Source organism: Vulcanisaeta moutnovskia 768-28, assembly GCF_000190315.1.
Taxonomy (GTDB): domain Archaea; phylum Thermoproteota; class Thermoprotei; order Thermoproteales; family Thermocladiaceae; genus Vulcanisaeta; species Vulcanisaeta moutnovskia.
Genome location: NC_015151.1, coordinates 2,155,996 through 2,172,386, shown reverse-complemented (window position 1 = coordinate 2,172,386; position 16,391 = coordinate 2,155,996). Strand labels below are relative to the sequence as shown.

17 protein-coding genes and 1 tRNA gene are annotated in these 16,391 nt (G+C 40.3%); 10 read left to right on the top strand and 8 right to left on the bottom strand.

From position 1 onward, the window contains the following. The first annotated feature begins 59 nt into the window (after positions 1-59). From VMUT_RS11455 to VMUT_RS11445, 3 genes are all read left to right on the top strand, one after another. A complete protein-coding gene (locus VMUT_RS11455; protein ID WP_148224773.1) occupies positions 60-1,481 on the top strand; it encodes an ABC transporter substrate-binding protein in 1,422 nt (473 codons plus the stop codon). A 57-nt stretch (positions 1,482-1,538) separates the two neighbouring features. Continuing rightward, a complete protein-coding gene (locus VMUT_RS11450; protein WP_013605573.1) occupies positions 1,539-3,227 on the top strand; it encodes an ABC transporter permease in 1,689 nt (562 codons plus the stop codon). Positions 3,228-3,327: 100 nt separating this feature from the next. After that, positions 3,328-3,651 carry a hypothetical protein gene (locus tag VMUT_RS11445; protein ID WP_048057061.1) on the top strand — a complete coding sequence of 108 codons (324 nt, stop codon included), beginning with the start codon at positions 3,328-3,330 and terminating at the stop codon, positions 3,649-3,651. 29 nt (positions 3,652-3,680) lie between these two features. Here the strand turns inward: VMUT_RS11445 and VMUT_RS11440 are convergent, their stop codons facing one another. Beyond that, on the bottom strand, positions 3,681-4,136 hold the full coding sequence (locus VMUT_RS11440) for a hypothetical protein (RefSeq protein WP_013605571.1): 456 nt from the start codon (positions 4,134-4,136) through the stop codon (positions 3,681-3,683). A gap of 458 nt (positions 4,137-4,594) precedes the next feature. Between VMUT_RS11440 and VMUT_RS11435 the strand changes: the two genes are divergently transcribed. The 3 genes from VMUT_RS11435 to VMUT_RS11425 all read left to right on the top strand — a co-directional run bounded on the left by VMUT_RS11435 (position 4,595) and on the right by VMUT_RS11425 (position 7,636). Continuing rightward, positions 4,595-5,527 (top strand): radical SAM protein, encoded by a 933-nt coding sequence (locus VMUT_RS11435; protein WP_013605570.1) that lies wholly within the window; start codon positions 4,595-4,597, stop codon positions 5,525-5,527. 64 nt (positions 5,528-5,591) lie between these two features. Beyond that, positions 5,592-6,806 (top strand): NAD(P)/FAD-dependent oxidoreductase, encoded by a 1,215-nt coding sequence (locus VMUT_RS11430; RefSeq protein WP_013605569.1) that lies wholly within the window; start codon positions 5,592-5,594, stop codon positions 6,804-6,806. Beyond that, positions 6,803-7,636, top strand: coding sequence for a GlcG/HbpS family heme-binding protein (locus VMUT_RS11425; RefSeq protein ID WP_013605568.1), 834 nt, complete (start codon positions 6,803-6,805; stop codon positions 7,634-7,636). Before VMUT_RS11430 ends, VMUT_RS11425 begins: the two co-directional genes overlap by 4 nt. 101 nt (positions 7,637-7,737) lie before the next feature. Here the strand turns inward: VMUT_RS11425 and VMUT_RS11420 are convergent, their stop codons facing one another. Beyond that, positions 7,738-8,130 carry a hypothetical protein gene (locus VMUT_RS11420; RefSeq protein ID WP_013605567.1) on the bottom strand — a complete coding sequence of 131 codons (393 nt, stop codon included), beginning with the start codon at positions 8,128-8,130 and terminating at the stop codon, positions 7,738-7,740. Between the two features lie 76 nt (positions 8,131-8,206). Here VMUT_RS11420 and VMUT_RS11415 point away from each other — a divergent pair, with 76 nt between their 5' ends. Then, entirely contained in the window at positions 8,207-8,962 is a 756-nt protein-coding gene (locus VMUT_RS11415) for a radical SAM protein (RefSeq protein ID WP_013605566.1), read from the top strand. Between the two features lie 263 nt (positions 8,963-9,225). Here the strand turns inward: VMUT_RS11415 and VMUT_RS11410 are convergent. The 5 genes from VMUT_RS11410 to VMUT_RS11390 form a co-directional block, all read right to left on the bottom strand. Then, positions 9,226-9,301: transfer RNA gene (locus tag VMUT_RS11410), tRNA-Gln, on the bottom strand. A 55-nt stretch (positions 9,302-9,356) separates the two neighbouring features. Further along, a complete protein-coding gene (locus tag VMUT_RS11405; RefSeq protein ID WP_048057316.1) occupies positions 9,357-9,785 on the bottom strand; it encodes a MaoC family dehydratase in 429 nt (142 codons plus the stop codon). A 96-nt stretch (positions 9,786-9,881) separates the two neighbouring features. Next, positions 9,882-10,457 carry a hypothetical protein gene (locus VMUT_RS11400; RefSeq protein WP_013605564.1) on the bottom strand — a complete coding sequence of 192 codons (576 nt, stop codon included), beginning with the start codon at positions 10,455-10,457 and terminating at the stop codon, positions 9,882-9,884. Between the two features lie 40 nt (positions 10,458-10,497). Beyond that, complete coding sequence (locus VMUT_RS11395; protein ID WP_013605563.1) at positions 10,498-10,779, bottom strand: hypothetical protein; 282 nt, start codon at positions 10,777-10,779, stop codon at positions 10,498-10,500. Between the two features lie 49 nt (positions 10,780-10,828). Next, complete coding sequence (locus tag VMUT_RS11390) at positions 10,829-11,518, bottom strand: MBL fold metallo-hydrolase (RefSeq protein WP_013605562.1); 690 nt, start codon at positions 11,516-11,518, stop codon at positions 10,829-10,831. A 143-nt stretch (positions 11,519-11,661) separates the two neighbouring features. Between VMUT_RS11390 and VMUT_RS11385 the strand changes: the two genes are divergently transcribed. The 3 genes from VMUT_RS11385 to VMUT_RS11375 all read left to right on the top strand — a co-directional run bounded on the left by VMUT_RS11385 (position 11,662) and on the right by VMUT_RS11375 (position 15,624). Continuing rightward, on the top strand, positions 11,662-12,321 hold the full coding sequence (locus VMUT_RS11385; RefSeq protein ID WP_013605561.1) for a hypothetical protein: 660 nt from the start codon (positions 11,662-11,664) through the stop codon (positions 12,319-12,321). A gap of 74 nt (positions 12,322-12,395) precedes the next feature. Beyond that, positions 12,396-14,615 (top strand): elongation factor EF-2, encoded by a 2,220-nt coding sequence (locus VMUT_RS11380; protein ID WP_013605560.1) that lies wholly within the window; start codon positions 12,396-12,398, stop codon positions 14,613-14,615. Between the two features lie 55 nt (positions 14,616-14,670). Beyond that, positions 14,671-15,624, top strand: coding sequence for an Mrp/NBP35 family ATP-binding protein (locus VMUT_RS11375; protein ID WP_048057060.1), 954 nt, complete (start codon positions 14,671-14,673; stop codon positions 15,622-15,624). On the opposite strand, the gene VMUT_RS11370 is transcribed toward VMUT_RS11375, so the two are convergent. Continuing rightward, on the bottom strand, positions 15,619-16,359 hold the full coding sequence (locus VMUT_RS11370; RefSeq protein ID WP_013605558.1) for a hypothetical protein: 741 nt from the start codon (positions 16,357-16,359) through the stop codon (positions 15,619-15,621). The genes VMUT_RS11375 and VMUT_RS11370 overlap by 6 nt on opposite strands. Between the last annotated feature and the right edge of the window lie 32 nt (positions 16,360-16,391).

The following is a 16,391-nucleotide window of genomic DNA, read 5'->3' as shown; positions in this document are numbered from 1 at the left end:
TATAGCAACTTTATTGATTCAAGGAAATGCTTAATAATTAAGGTAGTGATTAAATCAATGTGAGAAGGGGTATCTCACGCACTGTTTGGGTGATAATTAGTATCATAATTGTGATAATAATTGCAGTTGGTGCTTATTATTACGTTAAGACAGTAACCGCACCTAAGCCTGTAACCATAGTTGTTGTTGCCTACTCAGGAACTACGGCTAATTTCATACAATTCGCAGGTCAATTATTCCATGAGGAACATCCAAATGTTTATGTTGAAGTTATAACATATCCATTTAGTCAGTATGTTACGAATGAATTAACGGCTCTCGAGGCTCATTCTACTGAGTATGATATTATTGAATTCACATCAACATCATCATTAAGATTTGTACCTTATGTACTTCCACTTAATCAATACATGAACACGCTATTTAATGAAAGTGACTTAATGGCTCCTCAGGAGGCCTTTGGCGGTGAATTCTATAATACAACGACCGGTCAGATTGAGTATATCGGTATAGCCTATGAGACAGTAACCTACATGCTAGCGTATAGATGTTCAATATTTAACAATCAGACACTGGCCCAGGAATTCTATAATGAGTATGGTGTTGAGTTTAATCCATTAACGTGGCAGAACTGGACAACAGTGCTTGATGTTGATCAGTTTCTTGTGAGTAATGGAATTACTAAGTACGGTGTTTTGGTAGATGATCACGTATCTCATGGTATAATAGATGCGTATCCGGCAATATTTGGTTGGTGGTATATGAATGACCCAAATCTCAATAAGGGAAGGATAGGAGGCTTGCCGAACTTTAACATATTGTTTTATGGAGCACCAGCGCCTGGTTGCCCGTATCCATTACCTGACTTTAATACGACGGATGGTATTGAGGCGCTTGAGGTCTATAAAGAACTTGTGTCATACGAACCACCTCCAAATGTTACTCCAGTAACTTATGATAATTTACCTGAGTTATATTCCGAATATGCGCCTGCTGCTATGTTATTCGTTAGTCAATTATCATATTTACCATCCAATATATATAATGATACATGCCTAGCGCCATTACCTGGTGGCTATGCTGAGACTGGTACAAACTTCTTGGCCGTTAGTAAATACTCGACTCATAAGCAGTTAGCCCTTGAATTCCTGGCATTCCTAGTATCACCACAAGTACAGGTACATGAGTACGTAGACTTCCATAAGTTCCCCATATCAAAGGAAGCATTTCAAATGTTACTGAGTAATAGCACGCTTAGTCCGCATGATAAGGAGTTACTAGATGCTGTTTATAATGCTGCTCAGAATGCATGGGCAAATCCGCCAAACATACCGCCAACATATACGGAATTAATACCAAGCTTTAACCAGGAGGTATACTCATACTTACTTGGTCAAATAGGTGCACAGGAGGCAATGAACACTGCAGCAGCCTCTTGGGTAAATGCCCTGGTCCAAACGTATGGCTCCTGTTCAGGCTAATACGTAGTTATACTAAAATGTTAAAAATTAAAAATTAATTTTCGCAGTAAATCGTTGGTGATCATCACGAGGAGATCATGGTTATTTCCATACCTGATTTATATACTAGCCTTTGGCCTAATTCCATTAATAACAACATTCTACTTCGTTGGCTTTAACCCAGAATCAATAAAGGGCCTGATACTTGATTTTCCACCGGGTACCTTTAACCTGGCGCTTAATAATACCCTATTATTTGCGGCTGTCACGGCCTTAATATCAACATTATTAGCATTGATATTGGCAATTAGGGTTGATAGTTTGCCCATGAGGTGGCAAGTACCGATGTCATTAATAATACTTATACCATATACAATACCATTTATCTCATCATCAATGATATGGTACACACTCTTTGACCCCATGTATGGACCATTTTACTATCTCTTTAAGGTATTTCATATACCGATGTTAAACATGACTACGATACCTGGCCTATCAATATGGGCAGTAATAATCGTAGGAATATGGAGTAGCACGTCTTTCGCGTACTTGGTGATTATTGGTGGTCTTAAATCAATAAGTAGGGAGCTTAAGGAGGTTTCCCAAGTGGATGGTGCCTCTATATCTCAGTATTATAGTGGTGTTGCATTACCCTACATATTCAAAATACTGCTTACAGCATTTTTGGTCATTTTCGTGCTCCAATTAGGTAATTTCGATATACCATACGTATTGACTGAAGGGGGACCTGGCTATTCATCAACCACACTACCCCTACTTATATTTGACCTGTTATATTTCATTGGAAATTTCTCTGGCGGTGAAGCCGCAGCTGCATTGCTTGCTGCAATGGCTACCTTACCAGCTGCTGCATTACTATATGTTATGCGTAGTAGTGGGTTTTATGTCAGGCTTCCTGTTGTTAAAATTCCGGATAAGGTTTATGATTCATTACTATGGCTATCGACAATAATAATACTCCTTTTCTTATTATTTCCAGTTTATTGGATGGTTATACTTGCCTTTAGGCCTAATATATATGACTTCATAACACCACCGATACTTTACCCAATAGCCCCCACTGTTAAGTATTTTGTGAGCGCTCTTTCGAGTTCTGTGCCGTACATATCCACAAACCTTATAGTTGGTGCATTCGTGGCATTGATCTCAGCAGTGCTGGCTGGTACGGCCTCATACATAATGTCTAAGCAGAACATTTATTGGTTATTGCTCATTACAATATACCTATACTCATTACCATCAACGAGCTTCATATTCCCAATATACATATTATTCATGAATTCAGGGTTTTTAAATACATGGTGGGCATTAATTCTTGCTGAGCCGATATTCACGGTAACGCTATCCGCCTGGCTCCTCTTCAATATATATAGGGACCTGCCAAATGAGTATCAGGAGTTGGCCGAGATTGAGGGTGCGTCTTCGACCTATATTCTGTTTAGGATAATAGCGCCAATAACCAGGAGTAGTTGGTTCATGGCTATGATACTCTCATTCATAATAAGTTGGCAATTACTATTTTACCCGTTAATACTCACGGAGACTCCATGGCAATTCAACTTCCCACCAACGGGTGCACAGACAGTTACTATATTCGCAATAGAGGCGATAAGGAGTAGGGCCGTTGATTGGGGCTTATTAGCCTCATCAGCACTTGTTGTTGCATTACCCGTCATGATACTCAGTTATATAATAATGGGTAGATTACTTGAGGGATTCAATATTGGTGGGTTGAAGGGATAATCATCTTAATTTAAATGTATGCATATGTATTATGTACCGATGAAAATAATTGTTGGGTAAGGTTTTTAAATTCGATATCAAAAGTGATATTGGTGAGAAAATGTTTGGTATGACAAGATGGGGTACATGGTTAATACTGAATCAAATAACGGACAGGATTAAAATAAGTGAATTAAGAAGTAAAGTACCTCTCTATGGCGCTGCCTTTGACTATGCAATAAGTGCGCTGCAAATGGCCGGTTTAATAAGAGTTATCAAGGAGGGTGGTGAGGAGTACGTGGAATTGACAGATCTAGGTAAGAGCTTCAAGAGCTGGTACACAAGCTATCCATACTCACCACCCGCTGCTCCATGGGGCCCAGGTTGGGGTTGGTTCTACGGAGGATGGCATGGTGGAAGACGCTGGTGGCATTGGTGGTGGTAACACAATAATGCAGTTCATTAAAAATAAAATTATTTTATTATTTCTGTCGGTATCTTCATGATAACTCTTGCCATTGGTGAAACAATGTTTGCGGCAAGCCTTACAAGTGTTGCCATATTGCCCTTAACCTCCAGTTTCCTAAATATACTGAGCATTGTCGTTATAGGATCACCCAGGTTTTCAAGTACTTTAAGCCATACATCATAGTTTGCCATAACGACATATTGATACAAATCGATGTTGGGATTTATTAGAAAGGATGCTTCATTGCACGAATTATTGAATTTAAGTAGTATACCTATGTACTTAATATCATTAATTCCATAGGTTTTTTGTAGGTACGTTATTACATTATTACTAAGGTTCTTGCCAATAAGTAATACATCTATTTTCCAACCATTAATTGCATTGAGGAAATCCTCATTATTATTAAGACTTGAGCATAGCGCATCACACCATTCCCTGCTTGGAAATATGTATGACACGTGATGGTTTTTAATAATAATGTTTTAAGTATTCCCTTAATTTAATGATGATAGATAGATTAACATGCATCTGTTAAATTCCGATCTGCATTTATGACAATCATCGGTATACCATGGCTTTAGGCACTGTATCATTGCCTCTTGATAGATCCTCCTTGAGTACTCAACTTTTTGACTAATCACGGAATTTTAATATAGAGAACTATCCTAAAAACTTACGAAAACTCTTTAAGCAATAATCATTAATCAGTGAATCCCCTTTCTAATAACTGAATATTATACATATAATACCATTATTCTCTCCAATATGTGATATTTTACTATGTATACAGGTATAGAAAGAGGTTTTATTAATTAATTTTTATTTTTATATTCAATTACTAATTTATTAGAAATAGAAATACAACATTTAATAAAGTATTTTTAATAAATACAACACTAGTACCCTGGATGTTAATATGGCTAATCATGTCTTTGGGCCTGTACCTTCACGTAGATTGGGCAGATCATTGGGCGTCAACGTTGTCCCGCTTAAGTACTGCAATTTCAACTGCATATACTGCCAACTCGGTAGGACAAGGCATGTAATAAATAACTTAAGAATGTTTTATCCACCAGAGGATATAATTAAGGAGTTAGAGATAGCTACGAGGACCAGGAATTATGATTATTTAACATTTATTGGTGATGGGGAACCAACACTATATGCTGGACTTGGAAAGCTAATACAATGGGCTAGGAATAATCAGGATAAGCCATTAGCAATACTGACTAATGGGGCTAAGTTAATTGATGAAGGAATCAGGACTTGGTTAAGTGAATTAGACGTGGTTAAGGTTAGTACAGATGCAGGGAACGAGAAAACGTTTAGGCTAATCAATAGACCACATAGGGAAATAACCTTCGATAGGTTCGTAGAGGGTATTGAGAGATTCCGTGAGGTATTTAGTGGGCAGATATGGACTGAGATAATGCTTGTGCAGGGAGTGAATGATAATGAGGATGAAATAGAACGTATTGGTGATGCCCTAAGTAGGTACAGACCGGATAGAGTCTACATGATGGTGCCCACAAGACCACCCGCTGAGTCCTGGGTTAAGCCACCAACATCCGATGTATTAATGAACCTCGCTAGGGTGCTTTCGAGGTATGTGAATAGTAGTAGGATATTCATAATAGATTATATTGAGAGAGGGGAGTTTCATATAGATAGGGATGATCCAGTAAATAGTTTGCTAAGTATTCTTAAGATTCAACCAATGACTATCGATCAGATAATGGATGTTATTAAGAGGAATAACCTGGATATGTCGATTCTTGATGAAATAAGGAACTCCACAAAGGAGGTTGTGTTTAACGGCATTAAGTACTTAGTTTATTCCGGTGTGTGAGCTTCATTAAATATATAGTTCCTTTATTCGCATTATTTAATAACCATAATAAGCACAAATACATATGCCAGAACCACTTAATTTTGATATTGCCATTATTGGTGGTGGTATTGCCGGTGTGTCCATAGCTCGTGAATTGTCTCAATATAATGTTAATGTTGTTGTTATTGATATGCATGATGATATTGGTCTAGAAAGTACATCAACAAACCATAACTTGGTCTGCCAGGGTGGTGATTCTTTGTCATTCAGACCAGGTACACTCCATGCTGAATTGAATATTAAGAGCATACCGCTTTGGCCGAAACTCGCTGAAGAGTTGAATTTTCCATTGAAGAGAATTGGTGGTCTTTGGCTAATTAGGGATAAGGCCGATTTCAAGAGGTACCTAAGACTTTACTCAAGGGCTTTTAAGTCCTCACTTGAGCCAAATGCGCCTTATTATATTCCTGAAGGTAGCTTTCAACCACTCGAGTTTGTGGATAGAAAACGGCTTCTGGATATGGAGCCGTACATTATGCCAAATGCCCTGGGTGCACTGCATGATCCAAATCTATGTATTACAGACCCAGTTAAGGTTGCTAAGGCTCTTGCTGAGAATGCTAAGGCTAACGGTGTTGAGTTCTTACTTAAGCAGGAGGTTACTAAGATTGAAAGGCAGGGTATAACGTATAGTATCTATACAAAGCAGGGATTAATCGTTAAGTCGATCTTCGTCATTAATGCCTCCGGCATTGGGGTTGATAGAATTGCTGAGATGATTGGTGCGAGAAACTTCTCAATAGTTCCATTGAAGGGTACATTAACAGACTTTGATGAAGAGGTTGGTAAATTAATAAGTCATGAGGTTCATGTACTGCCTAGGATGGAGGACTTACCTCATGTAAAGGCTGTATTACCTAACATCTATGGGCTTGCCAGGTCAGGTATTTACCTAGAACTCACGTATAGGAGTGATAAGGCTGTTCATGAAGAGGCTGTTAATCATAATATTAAGGTTGCTAAGGAATTATTCCCAGAAATACCCTTTGAAAGGCATGTCGTTAAGTCATTCACGGGATTCATGGCGTATACTAACGCGGATACTGGTTGGCATGACTTTGTAGTTGACATACCTGATTATGTGCCTAATTGGATCAACATAGTGCTTGGTCCTGCTGGTGTGTCAGCATCACCAATGCTTGGTAAGAAGGTCATTGAGTTATTAATGCAGTCAGGGCTTAGGCTTGAACCTAAGAGGAACTTCGACCCAAGGGCTAGGAGGGGTGTATTATCATGAGTGCGCCGAGATTCTTAACTCTTGATATTGCTAGAAAAATGATCGATGCAATGATTAGGTATGCTCAGGATAATAAGGTGCTACCAGGTAGTTTCGCTGTGGTAGATGAGGGTGGTCATGTGATTGCAGCTGAACGTAGGGATAATGGGCTATCAGCAACCTTTGATATTGCAATTGACAAGGCTTGGACAGCAGCAACAATGAAGACATCGGCTAGGGTTCTTGAGGTTATCACGAGGGGGCAGGGTTGGAGACTCAATGTTAAGTACAATGGTAGGCTCACAATAATTCCCGGCTCAGTGCCCGTGATCTCAGGCAATAGGGTTATTGGCGGTATAGGGCATAGTGGTGGTTCTGCTGAGGAGGATGAGGCAATAGCGCAGGCAGGGTTGAGCGCATTTTATAGGGAGGATCACATAGACTTCATTGGCGAGGATAGACTTAGGTCATTAAGGAAGGTAGCAGACGCCGTGATCAATCACGTCATGGAGAAGAAGTTACACCCAGTAGTCATAACAATAGTTGATGAATGGGGATGGCCAGTATTAATATATAGAATGGATGGTGCATCATACGGTTATTTGGAGGTTTCTCGTGATAGAGCATGGACCGCCGCAGCCTTTAAATTGCCATCTGACGAAGTTCCTAACTATACAGGTACTGAGCATGGTAGCGAATGGAACGAGAGACTAAATACATCAGCAGGTGGTGTACCCTTTAGATTACAGGGATTATTATTTGCAATTGGCATTGCGGGTAATAAACCACAGGAAGATAAGGAAATAGCGATTTCAGTACTAAAGAGCATAGGGGTAGAATTACCAGTCTAAGCCCAGCCCCTAAAGCCACATCACATAATCAGATGGGCAAGTCATCAGCATCAAATAAACCATTAATAAAGACATATTTTAACCTTAATGCTAAAGAGCGCCTATGAGGTTTGAATGATCTCCTCAAGCTTCTTAACTAGGGTTTTCTCCACATGCTCATTCCAAAGCATCTCAGCAACATCAACGGCAAGGAATAATTCACCAAGAAAGAGGGTCTCAAGGGCCGTTACAGCAAGATTCTGTAACCACTTACCAACACCAACAGTAACCCTTAACTTATCTGAAAATTGCTCAAACGTGAATGTTAAGGCCCTATCAGCAGCAATTAGATCCCTCAATATACCACCCTTCTGGGCCTGCACTAAAGCCCTACTACCCTCAACCTTCTGTTGCACTCTCCAACCATCATTAACTAGATAACTCGAGAACTTCTGCACAACATCATTGAGATTTACCTGCTTATTATACGTAAACTCCTTCCTAAAAATCCCCATATTAATACCGTAGTGTCTAAACCGTTTTTAAATTTTTGTCACACCAGTTTTATAAGTAGGTTATTTATCCTATCTTGTGATAACAAGGATAAGTCACATAACGTATTACATCGATATAAAATCAGCCTATGTACAATACATGGGTTGTAATTTCCACTGTCCATGGTGCATAAGGAAACTAACGCCATGGGATCATCATCTAAGTAATAACGAATTGACTAGACTGAGGTTTCAGGGATTGTTAAGCACGGATGAATTCCTGGGAATAATCAATGATGCAATAGCTAAATATGGCCTAGAGGAGGCTGTTCTCGGTGGCGAAGAACCAACAATTGATCCAGCTTTACCTATGATAATTAAGGAGTTGAGTAATAGGAAACTAAGAATAAGATTACTAACCAACGCCTACGAAATAAACAATGAATTACTCAATGAGTTAAAATTGTGCGGTGATTGTGAAGTCATCATTGGGATCAAGACCCTTGATCCAAAAAAGCACATCAAGTATACGGGCAAACCCCTTGAACCTGTACTAAGGAATACGGGGCGATTACTGGAGAGTGGTATTAAGGTTATTTTTGAGACCGTGTTAATACCTGGGCTAAACGATATTAATGACATTGAGGAAATAGCGAAATACCTAGCAGGTATTGCAAAGGACCCAACTCTAATAATTGATCCATTAATACCAATACCAGGCACACCCTGGAGAAGACCAACTCAGGAGGAATTAAATGATGCAATGAGTAGGGTAGGTAGGTATGTCAGGGTAATGACCCATGAAAAAATCGGAAGATCCAGTAGAGTGGTTGTACTATATCCGAGACTTTAATCACAGGGCGATATGATTGCTTAGCTCTATATCTATTCCCTTAATCACCTAATTAACACAGTAGCGCAAAATAACTCATTTGCAACATGCGAGGAAGTAAGGCCGCAATAACAGCTTTTGACGCATACATAACTATGATGGAATTAAGAGAATCTAAAGCTCACAAGGTCTATGAGGTATTGAAAAAGATACATGAAAAGACGGTGAGTAAGTACAGGTTAAGGAGGACACCAGGCAGAATGAACAAAAACGAATGCTCCAACTGGTAGCCGGGCCCGGATTCGAACCGGGGTCAACGGGTCCAAAGCCCGCCATCCTTGGCCGCTAGACGACCCGGCTAGTAATGATAATAAAGGACCCAGTTTAAAAGCGCTACTCGTCGTGATCTACGGCTTTACGCCTTTAATGCATTCTTCCTTATTGCTAATCCCCTTGCTATTAGGAGCTTCGTCTCTATTGTAGCTACTGTCTCTCCTCTTTGATTCTTAACTTCATGCCTGAATGTTATTATACCACCATTGTACTTCTCGCTTGGTTTCTTATCAACGACCTCGGACTCGACGTATATCGTGTCACCAATCTTAACTGGCCTTAAAAATTTCGAGCTAACCTCAATTAATGCTATCGTTGTCCCAGCAACTAACGGTGCGAATAGACCAACGGCGAGGGCTTGGATCAGTAGTCCATGGGCGACCCTACCCTCAAATATGGTCTCTTTTGCAAACACATCATCAACGTGTAATGGGTTGTAATCTCCCGTTAATCCAGAAAACTGGATGATATGGGTCTCAGTGACTGTTAATCCCTGTGACCTCATTTTCATGCCTATCTGGAAGTCGTCAAATGTGTATGGTGGTAATTTTAGGCTCACAACCTTAATTAGTGATTCAATTATTAACGTTTACCCGGGTTTTACTAATCACTTCCGGTGTCTCATGATGAGTAATACCGATAGTATCAGCGCGATCATAATTATTACTATTATGTAGCCTAATGATGAGTAAAGAGCGGACTGCGCCATGTTCGTCTTCATTGCATGTTGTGTGGTTGTGGTTATTACAGGTCCTGTTGTTATGAAGTTTATCACGTAATTACCTGGCGCTAGTGCCAGTACAATTCCATTGCTCGTTTCCTGAAAGCCCTGTATATTACTTGGTATTGTTGTTGGCAATACATTACTTGCCATGTAGACTTGAGTTTCGTAGTCAGTGCTTATCCTTATTTGTAGTGTTCCATTGTTAAGGACGTTTATGTATGGCGTATATATTATTGTTACATTTCCTGGATTAACCATAGATAGGTATACCTCGTTATTCGATATGTAGTAGGGTATTGATTGTCCTGTACTATTTACCACAGTTACGGGGCCCAGGGGCTGCACAGGAAGTGTTATGTTCATTAGCAGTGCTGGTGTATATAACGTTGCGTTTATGGTTACCAATGAGTTATTTCCTGCTAGGTATATGAATACCATTATTGATAGTAGGTCAAGCACAACTATTGACCTAGTGCTGTGTTAAAAATCTTTCTTTCAATCAATAATTAACAGAAAACCCAAGGCCACTAACCAACCTATGCCTATTCTTAATAAAGGCATTGGTCAGGTGGAGCATGTGCCAGCAAACCATGTGGCCCTTAGTAAACGCCTCACAATCACACCTACCAACCATGGCAACCTCACCATTCCTCAACCTCCTAATCCTAACCTCAACACTATGCCAGGTATTTGGTCTAGACCTACTCCTAACTCTACCCCTAATCACCCACTCTCTACCAACCCTCCTAACCTCATCGAAGATCACGTCCTTACTAACCATTATTAATCAACGATATTACCCCACTAATTTAAGAACCATTCTAGTTGAATCAACTCATTGGTAGGATAATTACAGTACCGGTCTTAACATCGCAATACTTATCCCTATAAGCCACGCTCACGTAGTGTCTAGCCTCATCGCCAGAGCAATGCGCTGGGCATACATACCTTGAGTACTTAGCGACAACATCAAGTTGTTGCCTAGATGGGCCGTGGAAACCACCAATTATCAGGTAAACATCACCGAGCAACTCATGGCTTCTCTTCACGATATTGTCAATGCCAGGGTGGGAACAACCAACCACAACAACAGAACCATAACCGCTCAATTTAATAATTAATGAATGTTCATAAACACCCATACCACTCATGACACCCGTCGTAACGGCATCCTCAAGTACCTCCTTCGAATCCCTAACTGTAACTGGGTTGAGGCCCCACCTACGCAGTACGTCATCCACATCAGGAACATAGACAATCAATCCTCTCCTAATTTCACTAATATATTTAAATCCGCCGTAGTGATCTGCGTGATAATGACTAAGAAAGGCTGCATCGATTCTATTGAGGTCTATGCCCAAGGCCTTAATGTTATTCTCCATAATCCTCGGTTCCGTATCAGCATCATAAAGAAGCACCCATTTATCTGTCTCAATGAGTATGCTCCATCCCCAATCATTCAGTAGTGATGAGTTTGGCTTATTATCATTAATTACAGTTAACTTAATCCACTTTACCATGATTGTTACTTAATATAATACTTTATAAGTATAAGTATAGTGTAATATTTTAGTCCCAGTGATGATATGCACCTCCACCGATTAATGAGGAGATTAGCCTGGAACTGAATCTCCCTGGAGGATTTTGCTTATAAATTAATGGCATGTTTTTGGGTCTGTGGGTCAAGGTATTGAATAATGGAGTTAGGTATAGCATTAGTCATTCCATTATTAACCTGCTTAGTACCAAGGATTTTAAGAATAATAGTATTATTAATTTTATAATTACCATGTTTAATAATGCCCATTCCTTTGGGGTTCCTGAGGATATACGTAGTGTTTATATTCATGGTAATGTCAGTTATAGACGTGTCTATGGTTATGTAATGTACATTAGGAGATATAAATCCGTTAGTGTTCATATTGGGGTTAATCGTATTAGGTATGACTTTGGTAACTGTGCTAATTATTGGGGCTGGCAGGTGCTTGCCCATGAATTTGCTCATTTGGTGGGTATTGGTGGTGGACATTACCTCAGGCATGGGAATGTTCACCTCAATGTTGCTAAGGAATTGTTACTGGGATCATTACCTACGGAAATCGCCATCCCATCAACTTATTACCTACTAATTGACTACTCATTGGGCGATTGTAAGAGAGGTTATTCCTCAGTTTCAAGGAGACTCGTTATTGGTGAACTAGATAGGTTAGTTGGTGATTATTCGATTAATCCAGGGTATTACATTAATTGTTCAGATCGTTTATTATCATTAATGAACACGTGCAGTAAGCACATGAAGGAGAGCAGGGACGACTTTTCATGAATTGTATTAGTCACTTCTCGTATCGTTATTAGAAAGGTTTATTAGGACTACTTAACGCTGGGTTTTGATTATCGATGGCAGTTAGGATTATCGAGAAGAAAATCGAGGATATACTATCAATGATGCGAAATCCTGCCCAGGTTAGAAATGCAGGTACCCTGGCGCATGTTGATCATGGTAAGACAACCACAACAGACTCATTACTAATGGGTGCTGGTTTACTAAGCCCTAAGGTTGCTGGTAAGGCCCTTGCTATGGATTATGTTGAGATAGAGCAATTACGACAAATGACTGTTAAGTCTGCTAATATAAGTCTATACTTTGAGTATGAGGGTAAGCCATATATAATCAACTTTGTTGATACGCCAGGGCATGTTGACTTCACGGGTCATGTTACGAGGTCTCTCAGGGTTATGGATGGCGCACTCGTCGTTGTTGACGCCGTTGAGGGTGTCATGACACAGACAGAGACTGTGGTTAGGCAGGCAATGGAGGAGATGGTTAGGCCTGTGCTCTTTATTAATAAGATTGATAGATTAATCAAGGAGCTTAGGCTTAATCCAAATGAGATCCAGGAAAGGATTATTGAGATAGTTAAGGACTTCAATAATTTAATAGATATGTATGCTGATCCGAATTTCAAGGATAAGTGGAAGGTTGATCCATCAAAAGGTCAGGTAGCGCTGGGTTCGGCACTGAATAAGTGGGGAGTAACGATACCGCAAGCCGCAAAGGCAGGTCTTAAATTCAGTAATATTGTTGATGCCTATGAGAAGAATTACGTTGATGAATTAGCCCAGGAATTTCCACTGTATAGGGCTATCCTAAACATGATTGTTGAGCATGTACCACCACCAAACGTTGCTCAGAGATATAGAATACCAAAGATTTGGAGAGGTGACATAAACTCACCACTTGGTAAGGCATTGCTTGAGGCTGACCCAGATGGACCAACCGTAATAGCTGTTAGTAAGATGAATAAGGACCCACATGCAGGTTTGATAGCTACTGGCAGGGTGTTTAGTGGCACTATTAGGGAGGGTGACGAGGTCTACCTAATAAATGCCAAGACTTCCAAGAGGGTCTTACAGACATACCTATACATGGGTCCAAATAGAATAGTGATACCTGAGGTACCTGCTGGCAACATAGTTGCTTTATTGGGTGTTGATGATGCGAGGGCTGGTGAGACCATTGTAGCTTCATCAATTAAGGACGTGGCTGCACCATTTGAGAGAATGAAGTATATAAGCGAGCCCGTAGTCACAGTCGCAATAGAACCCAAGAATCCAAATGACCTTGCAAAGCTTGTTGAAGGTCTTAAGGAGTTAACTATTGAAGATCCAACACTTAGCTTAAAGATTGATGAGGAGACTGGACAGATATTACTTAGTGGCGTTGGTACACTTCATCTCGAAATTGCCACGTGGTTGCTTAAGGAGAGGACTAAGCTTGATTTCGCAGTATCACAACCATTGGTCAGGTTTAGGGAGGCCGTTAGGACTACATCGCCTACCTTCGAGGGCAAGTCACCAAATAAGCACAATAGGCTATACATAAGTGTTGAGCCGCTTGATGAGGAGACCATTAGGTTAATTCAATACGGTGAGGTTACTGATGACCAGGATCCAAGGGAGAGAGCCAAGATACTTAGGGAGAAGGCTGGTTGGGATACTGATGAGGCTAGGGGCATTTGGACCGTTGACGAGCAGTACATTAATGTCCTTGTTGATAAAACAACAGGTATTCAGTACCTTAGGGAGATTCGGGACTACATAGTGCAGGGCTTTAGGTGGTCAATACAAACAGGCCCATTAGCTCAGGAACCAGTTAGAGGAATAAAGGTAATACTCCATGATGCTGTCGTTCACGAGGATCCAGCACATAGAGGTCCAGCCCAGATAATGCCAGCAACGAAGAACGCCATAATGGCTGGAATACTCGCAGCAAGACCAACACTGCTTGAACCTGTGCTTTCCATAGAGGCTAAGACGACCCAGGAAAACATTGGCTCAGTAATTGGCGTGTTGAATAGGCATAGGGGTAAGGTTATTGATATGGTGCAGTCTGAGTACATGGTTACGATTAAGGGTGAGATACCCGTCATTGAATCATTTACCCTAAGCGACGAGTTGAGAAGTGCCACCGCAGGTAGAGTGTTCTGGAGCCTTCAGTTCTCAAGGTGGTCGCCAGTTCCTGAGAACATGCTTGTTGATATAGTAATGAAGATTAGGGAGAGGAAGGGGTTGCCTAAGGAGATTCCGAAGGTTGAGGACTTCATATCGCAGTACTAAAATAATAACTTAAGGAGTTTGATTTTTAAATACATCAAGTGTAGTTGTAATACACATGTCATCACAAGGTAGTCAAGGCGGGGGTAAGATAAAGGTATCCGTGCAGAAGGCAGGTCCATTAGACACTGGAGAAATTGCGCAAACCATGAAGACCATTAAAACAAAATTTGCAATAATGAGTGGTAAGGGTGGTGTTGGTAAGAGCTTCGTTACTGCGAGTCTAGCGCTGGGTTTTGCAATGAGGGGTTATAGGATTGGTGTGCTTGATGCTGATGTTTACGGTCCAACAGTACCAAAGTTACTCGGCCTAGTTGGTGCTAACCTTTACCTTAGTGAGGATGAGAAGATAATACCTGCCGAAGGCCCATTTGGCATAAAGGTAGTTTCCATGGACTTCCTATTACCAACCGAAGATACTGCCGTAATTTGGAGGGGCCCATTAGTTGATAGAGCCATTAAGGACTTCCTGGGTAGTGTTCTTTGGGGCGATTTAGACGCGTTATTCATAGATTTACCGCCGGGCACAGGTGATGCTCCATTAACAATAGCTCAAACCCTTGCTAATGAAATGACAGGTAGCATAATAGTCACTGCGCCAAGTGATGTCTCAAAGAGGATTGTGCAGAAGGCTATTGATTTCTCAAGGAAGGTGAAAATACCGATAGTTGGCATAATTGAGAACATGTGTTGTTTCTATTGTCCTGAATCTGGTAAGACTTACTATGTGTTTGGTAGATTAATTGGTAAGGAAATGGCTGATAAGTATGGCGTGCCGTACCTTGGCATGGTACCACTTGACCCAAGGATCGGTGAATCAAATGACTTAGGTGAACCCTTCCTAATGAAGTACTCCACCTCAGATACTGCTAGGGCTATATTTAGCATTGTTGATACAGTAATAGCAATGTATAAAGATAAGCTTGAAGCTAAGACTGAGACACCAACTAAGAAACAAATAAAGTCATTGCTTAAATTGCCAGGCGAGGAGGAAGGCGAGGGAGAGTCATAAGTACCTCCTCAATGCCTTAGCGGTCTCTATTACTGCGTCAAAATCCCCAGGCGCTGACAGGTAAATACCGGGGAAGTACTGTAATAATTCACGAGCTCTCTTAACAGCATCATCTATTGGGTCCTGCTTTACTGGAACTTCAGCATTAAGTATTCTGCTTATTATCCTTGATGATTTATTAGTAATTATTAATAAGGGAGGATAAACATCAACATTGAATTCCCTATTTACCGTAATAACCCTTATTAAATCATCCATTGATAAGGTATATTGAAGCATAGCAAAGTTAGGTTTAGCACTTAGTCTCTCCTTTATGTAACCCTCATCAAAGTTCGATATGGAGATTCCAAGCCTTGCATCATCTATTTGTTCAACGCCTCTTAAATAATCAATGGCACTTATTGGTGTTAAATCAGTAACCGCAGTAACACCAGGTCCTAAATCCCCCCTCATTAATAAATAATCCTTAATACCATTTGCTAGACCACCCATTATTAATGACACGAGCCCAACCTTATTATGATCAGCCACCCTGACATTTGCCATAACTTCAACATTACCATACCTGCGTTTAATTAACGCCCCAACAAGTACTGCATTGGCTGATGGATTTGCAAATGTGGAGTCAGGTATGTCTACGTGCGTTACATAATCAACAATATTACCCACCATATCTAAGTAATTATTTATGTTATCAATCCTTCTTAACGGCGGTAATTCAGCTATTATTACCATTACTAGGTGGTGATTATAACTATAATTAAGAA

Coding starts and splice junctions, on each gene's coding strand:
- VMUT_RS11370 (WP_013605558.1), bottom strand. CDS start 16,359: ATGGTAATAATAGCTGAATTACCGCCGTTAAGAAGGATTGATAACATA.
- VMUT_RS11405 (WP_048057316.1), bottom strand. CDS start 9,785: ATGAAAATGAGGTCACAGGGATTAACAGTCACTGAGACCCATATCATC.
- VMUT_RS11390 (WP_013605562.1), bottom strand. CDS start 11,518: ATGGTAAAGTGGATTAAGTTAACTGTAATTAATGATAATAAGCCAAAC.
- VMUT_RS11395 (WP_013605563.1), bottom strand. CDS start 10,779: ATGGTTAGTAAGGACGTGATCTTCGATGAGGTTAGGAGGGTTGGTAGA.
- VMUT_RS11425 (WP_013605568.1), top strand. CDS start 6,803: ATGAGTGCGCCGAGATTCTTAACTCTTGATATTGCTAGAAAAATGATC.
- VMUT_RS11380 (WP_013605560.1), top strand. CDS start 12,396: ATGGCAGTTAGGATTATCGAGAAGAAAATCGAGGATATACTATCAATG.
- VMUT_RS11385 (WP_013605561.1), top strand. CDS start 11,662: ATGTTTTTGGGTCTGTGGGTCAAGGTATTGAATAATGGAGTTAGGTAT.
- VMUT_RS11445 (WP_048057061.1), top strand. CDS start 3,328: ATGTTTGGTATGACAAGATGGGGTACATGGTTAATACTGAATCAAATA.
- VMUT_RS11375 (WP_048057060.1), top strand. CDS start 14,671: ATGTCATCACAAGGTAGTCAAGGCGGGGGTAAGATAAAGGTATCCGTG.
- VMUT_RS11435 (WP_013605570.1), top strand. CDS start 4,595: ATGGCTAATCATGTCTTTGGGCCTGTACCTTCACGTAGATTGGGCAGA.
- VMUT_RS11430 (WP_013605569.1), top strand. CDS start 5,592: ATGCCAGAACCACTTAATTTTGATATTGCCATTATTGGTGGTGGTATT.
- VMUT_RS11420 (WP_013605567.1), bottom strand. CDS start 8,130: ATGGGGATTTTTAGGAAGGAGTTTACGTATAATAAGCAGGTAAATCTC.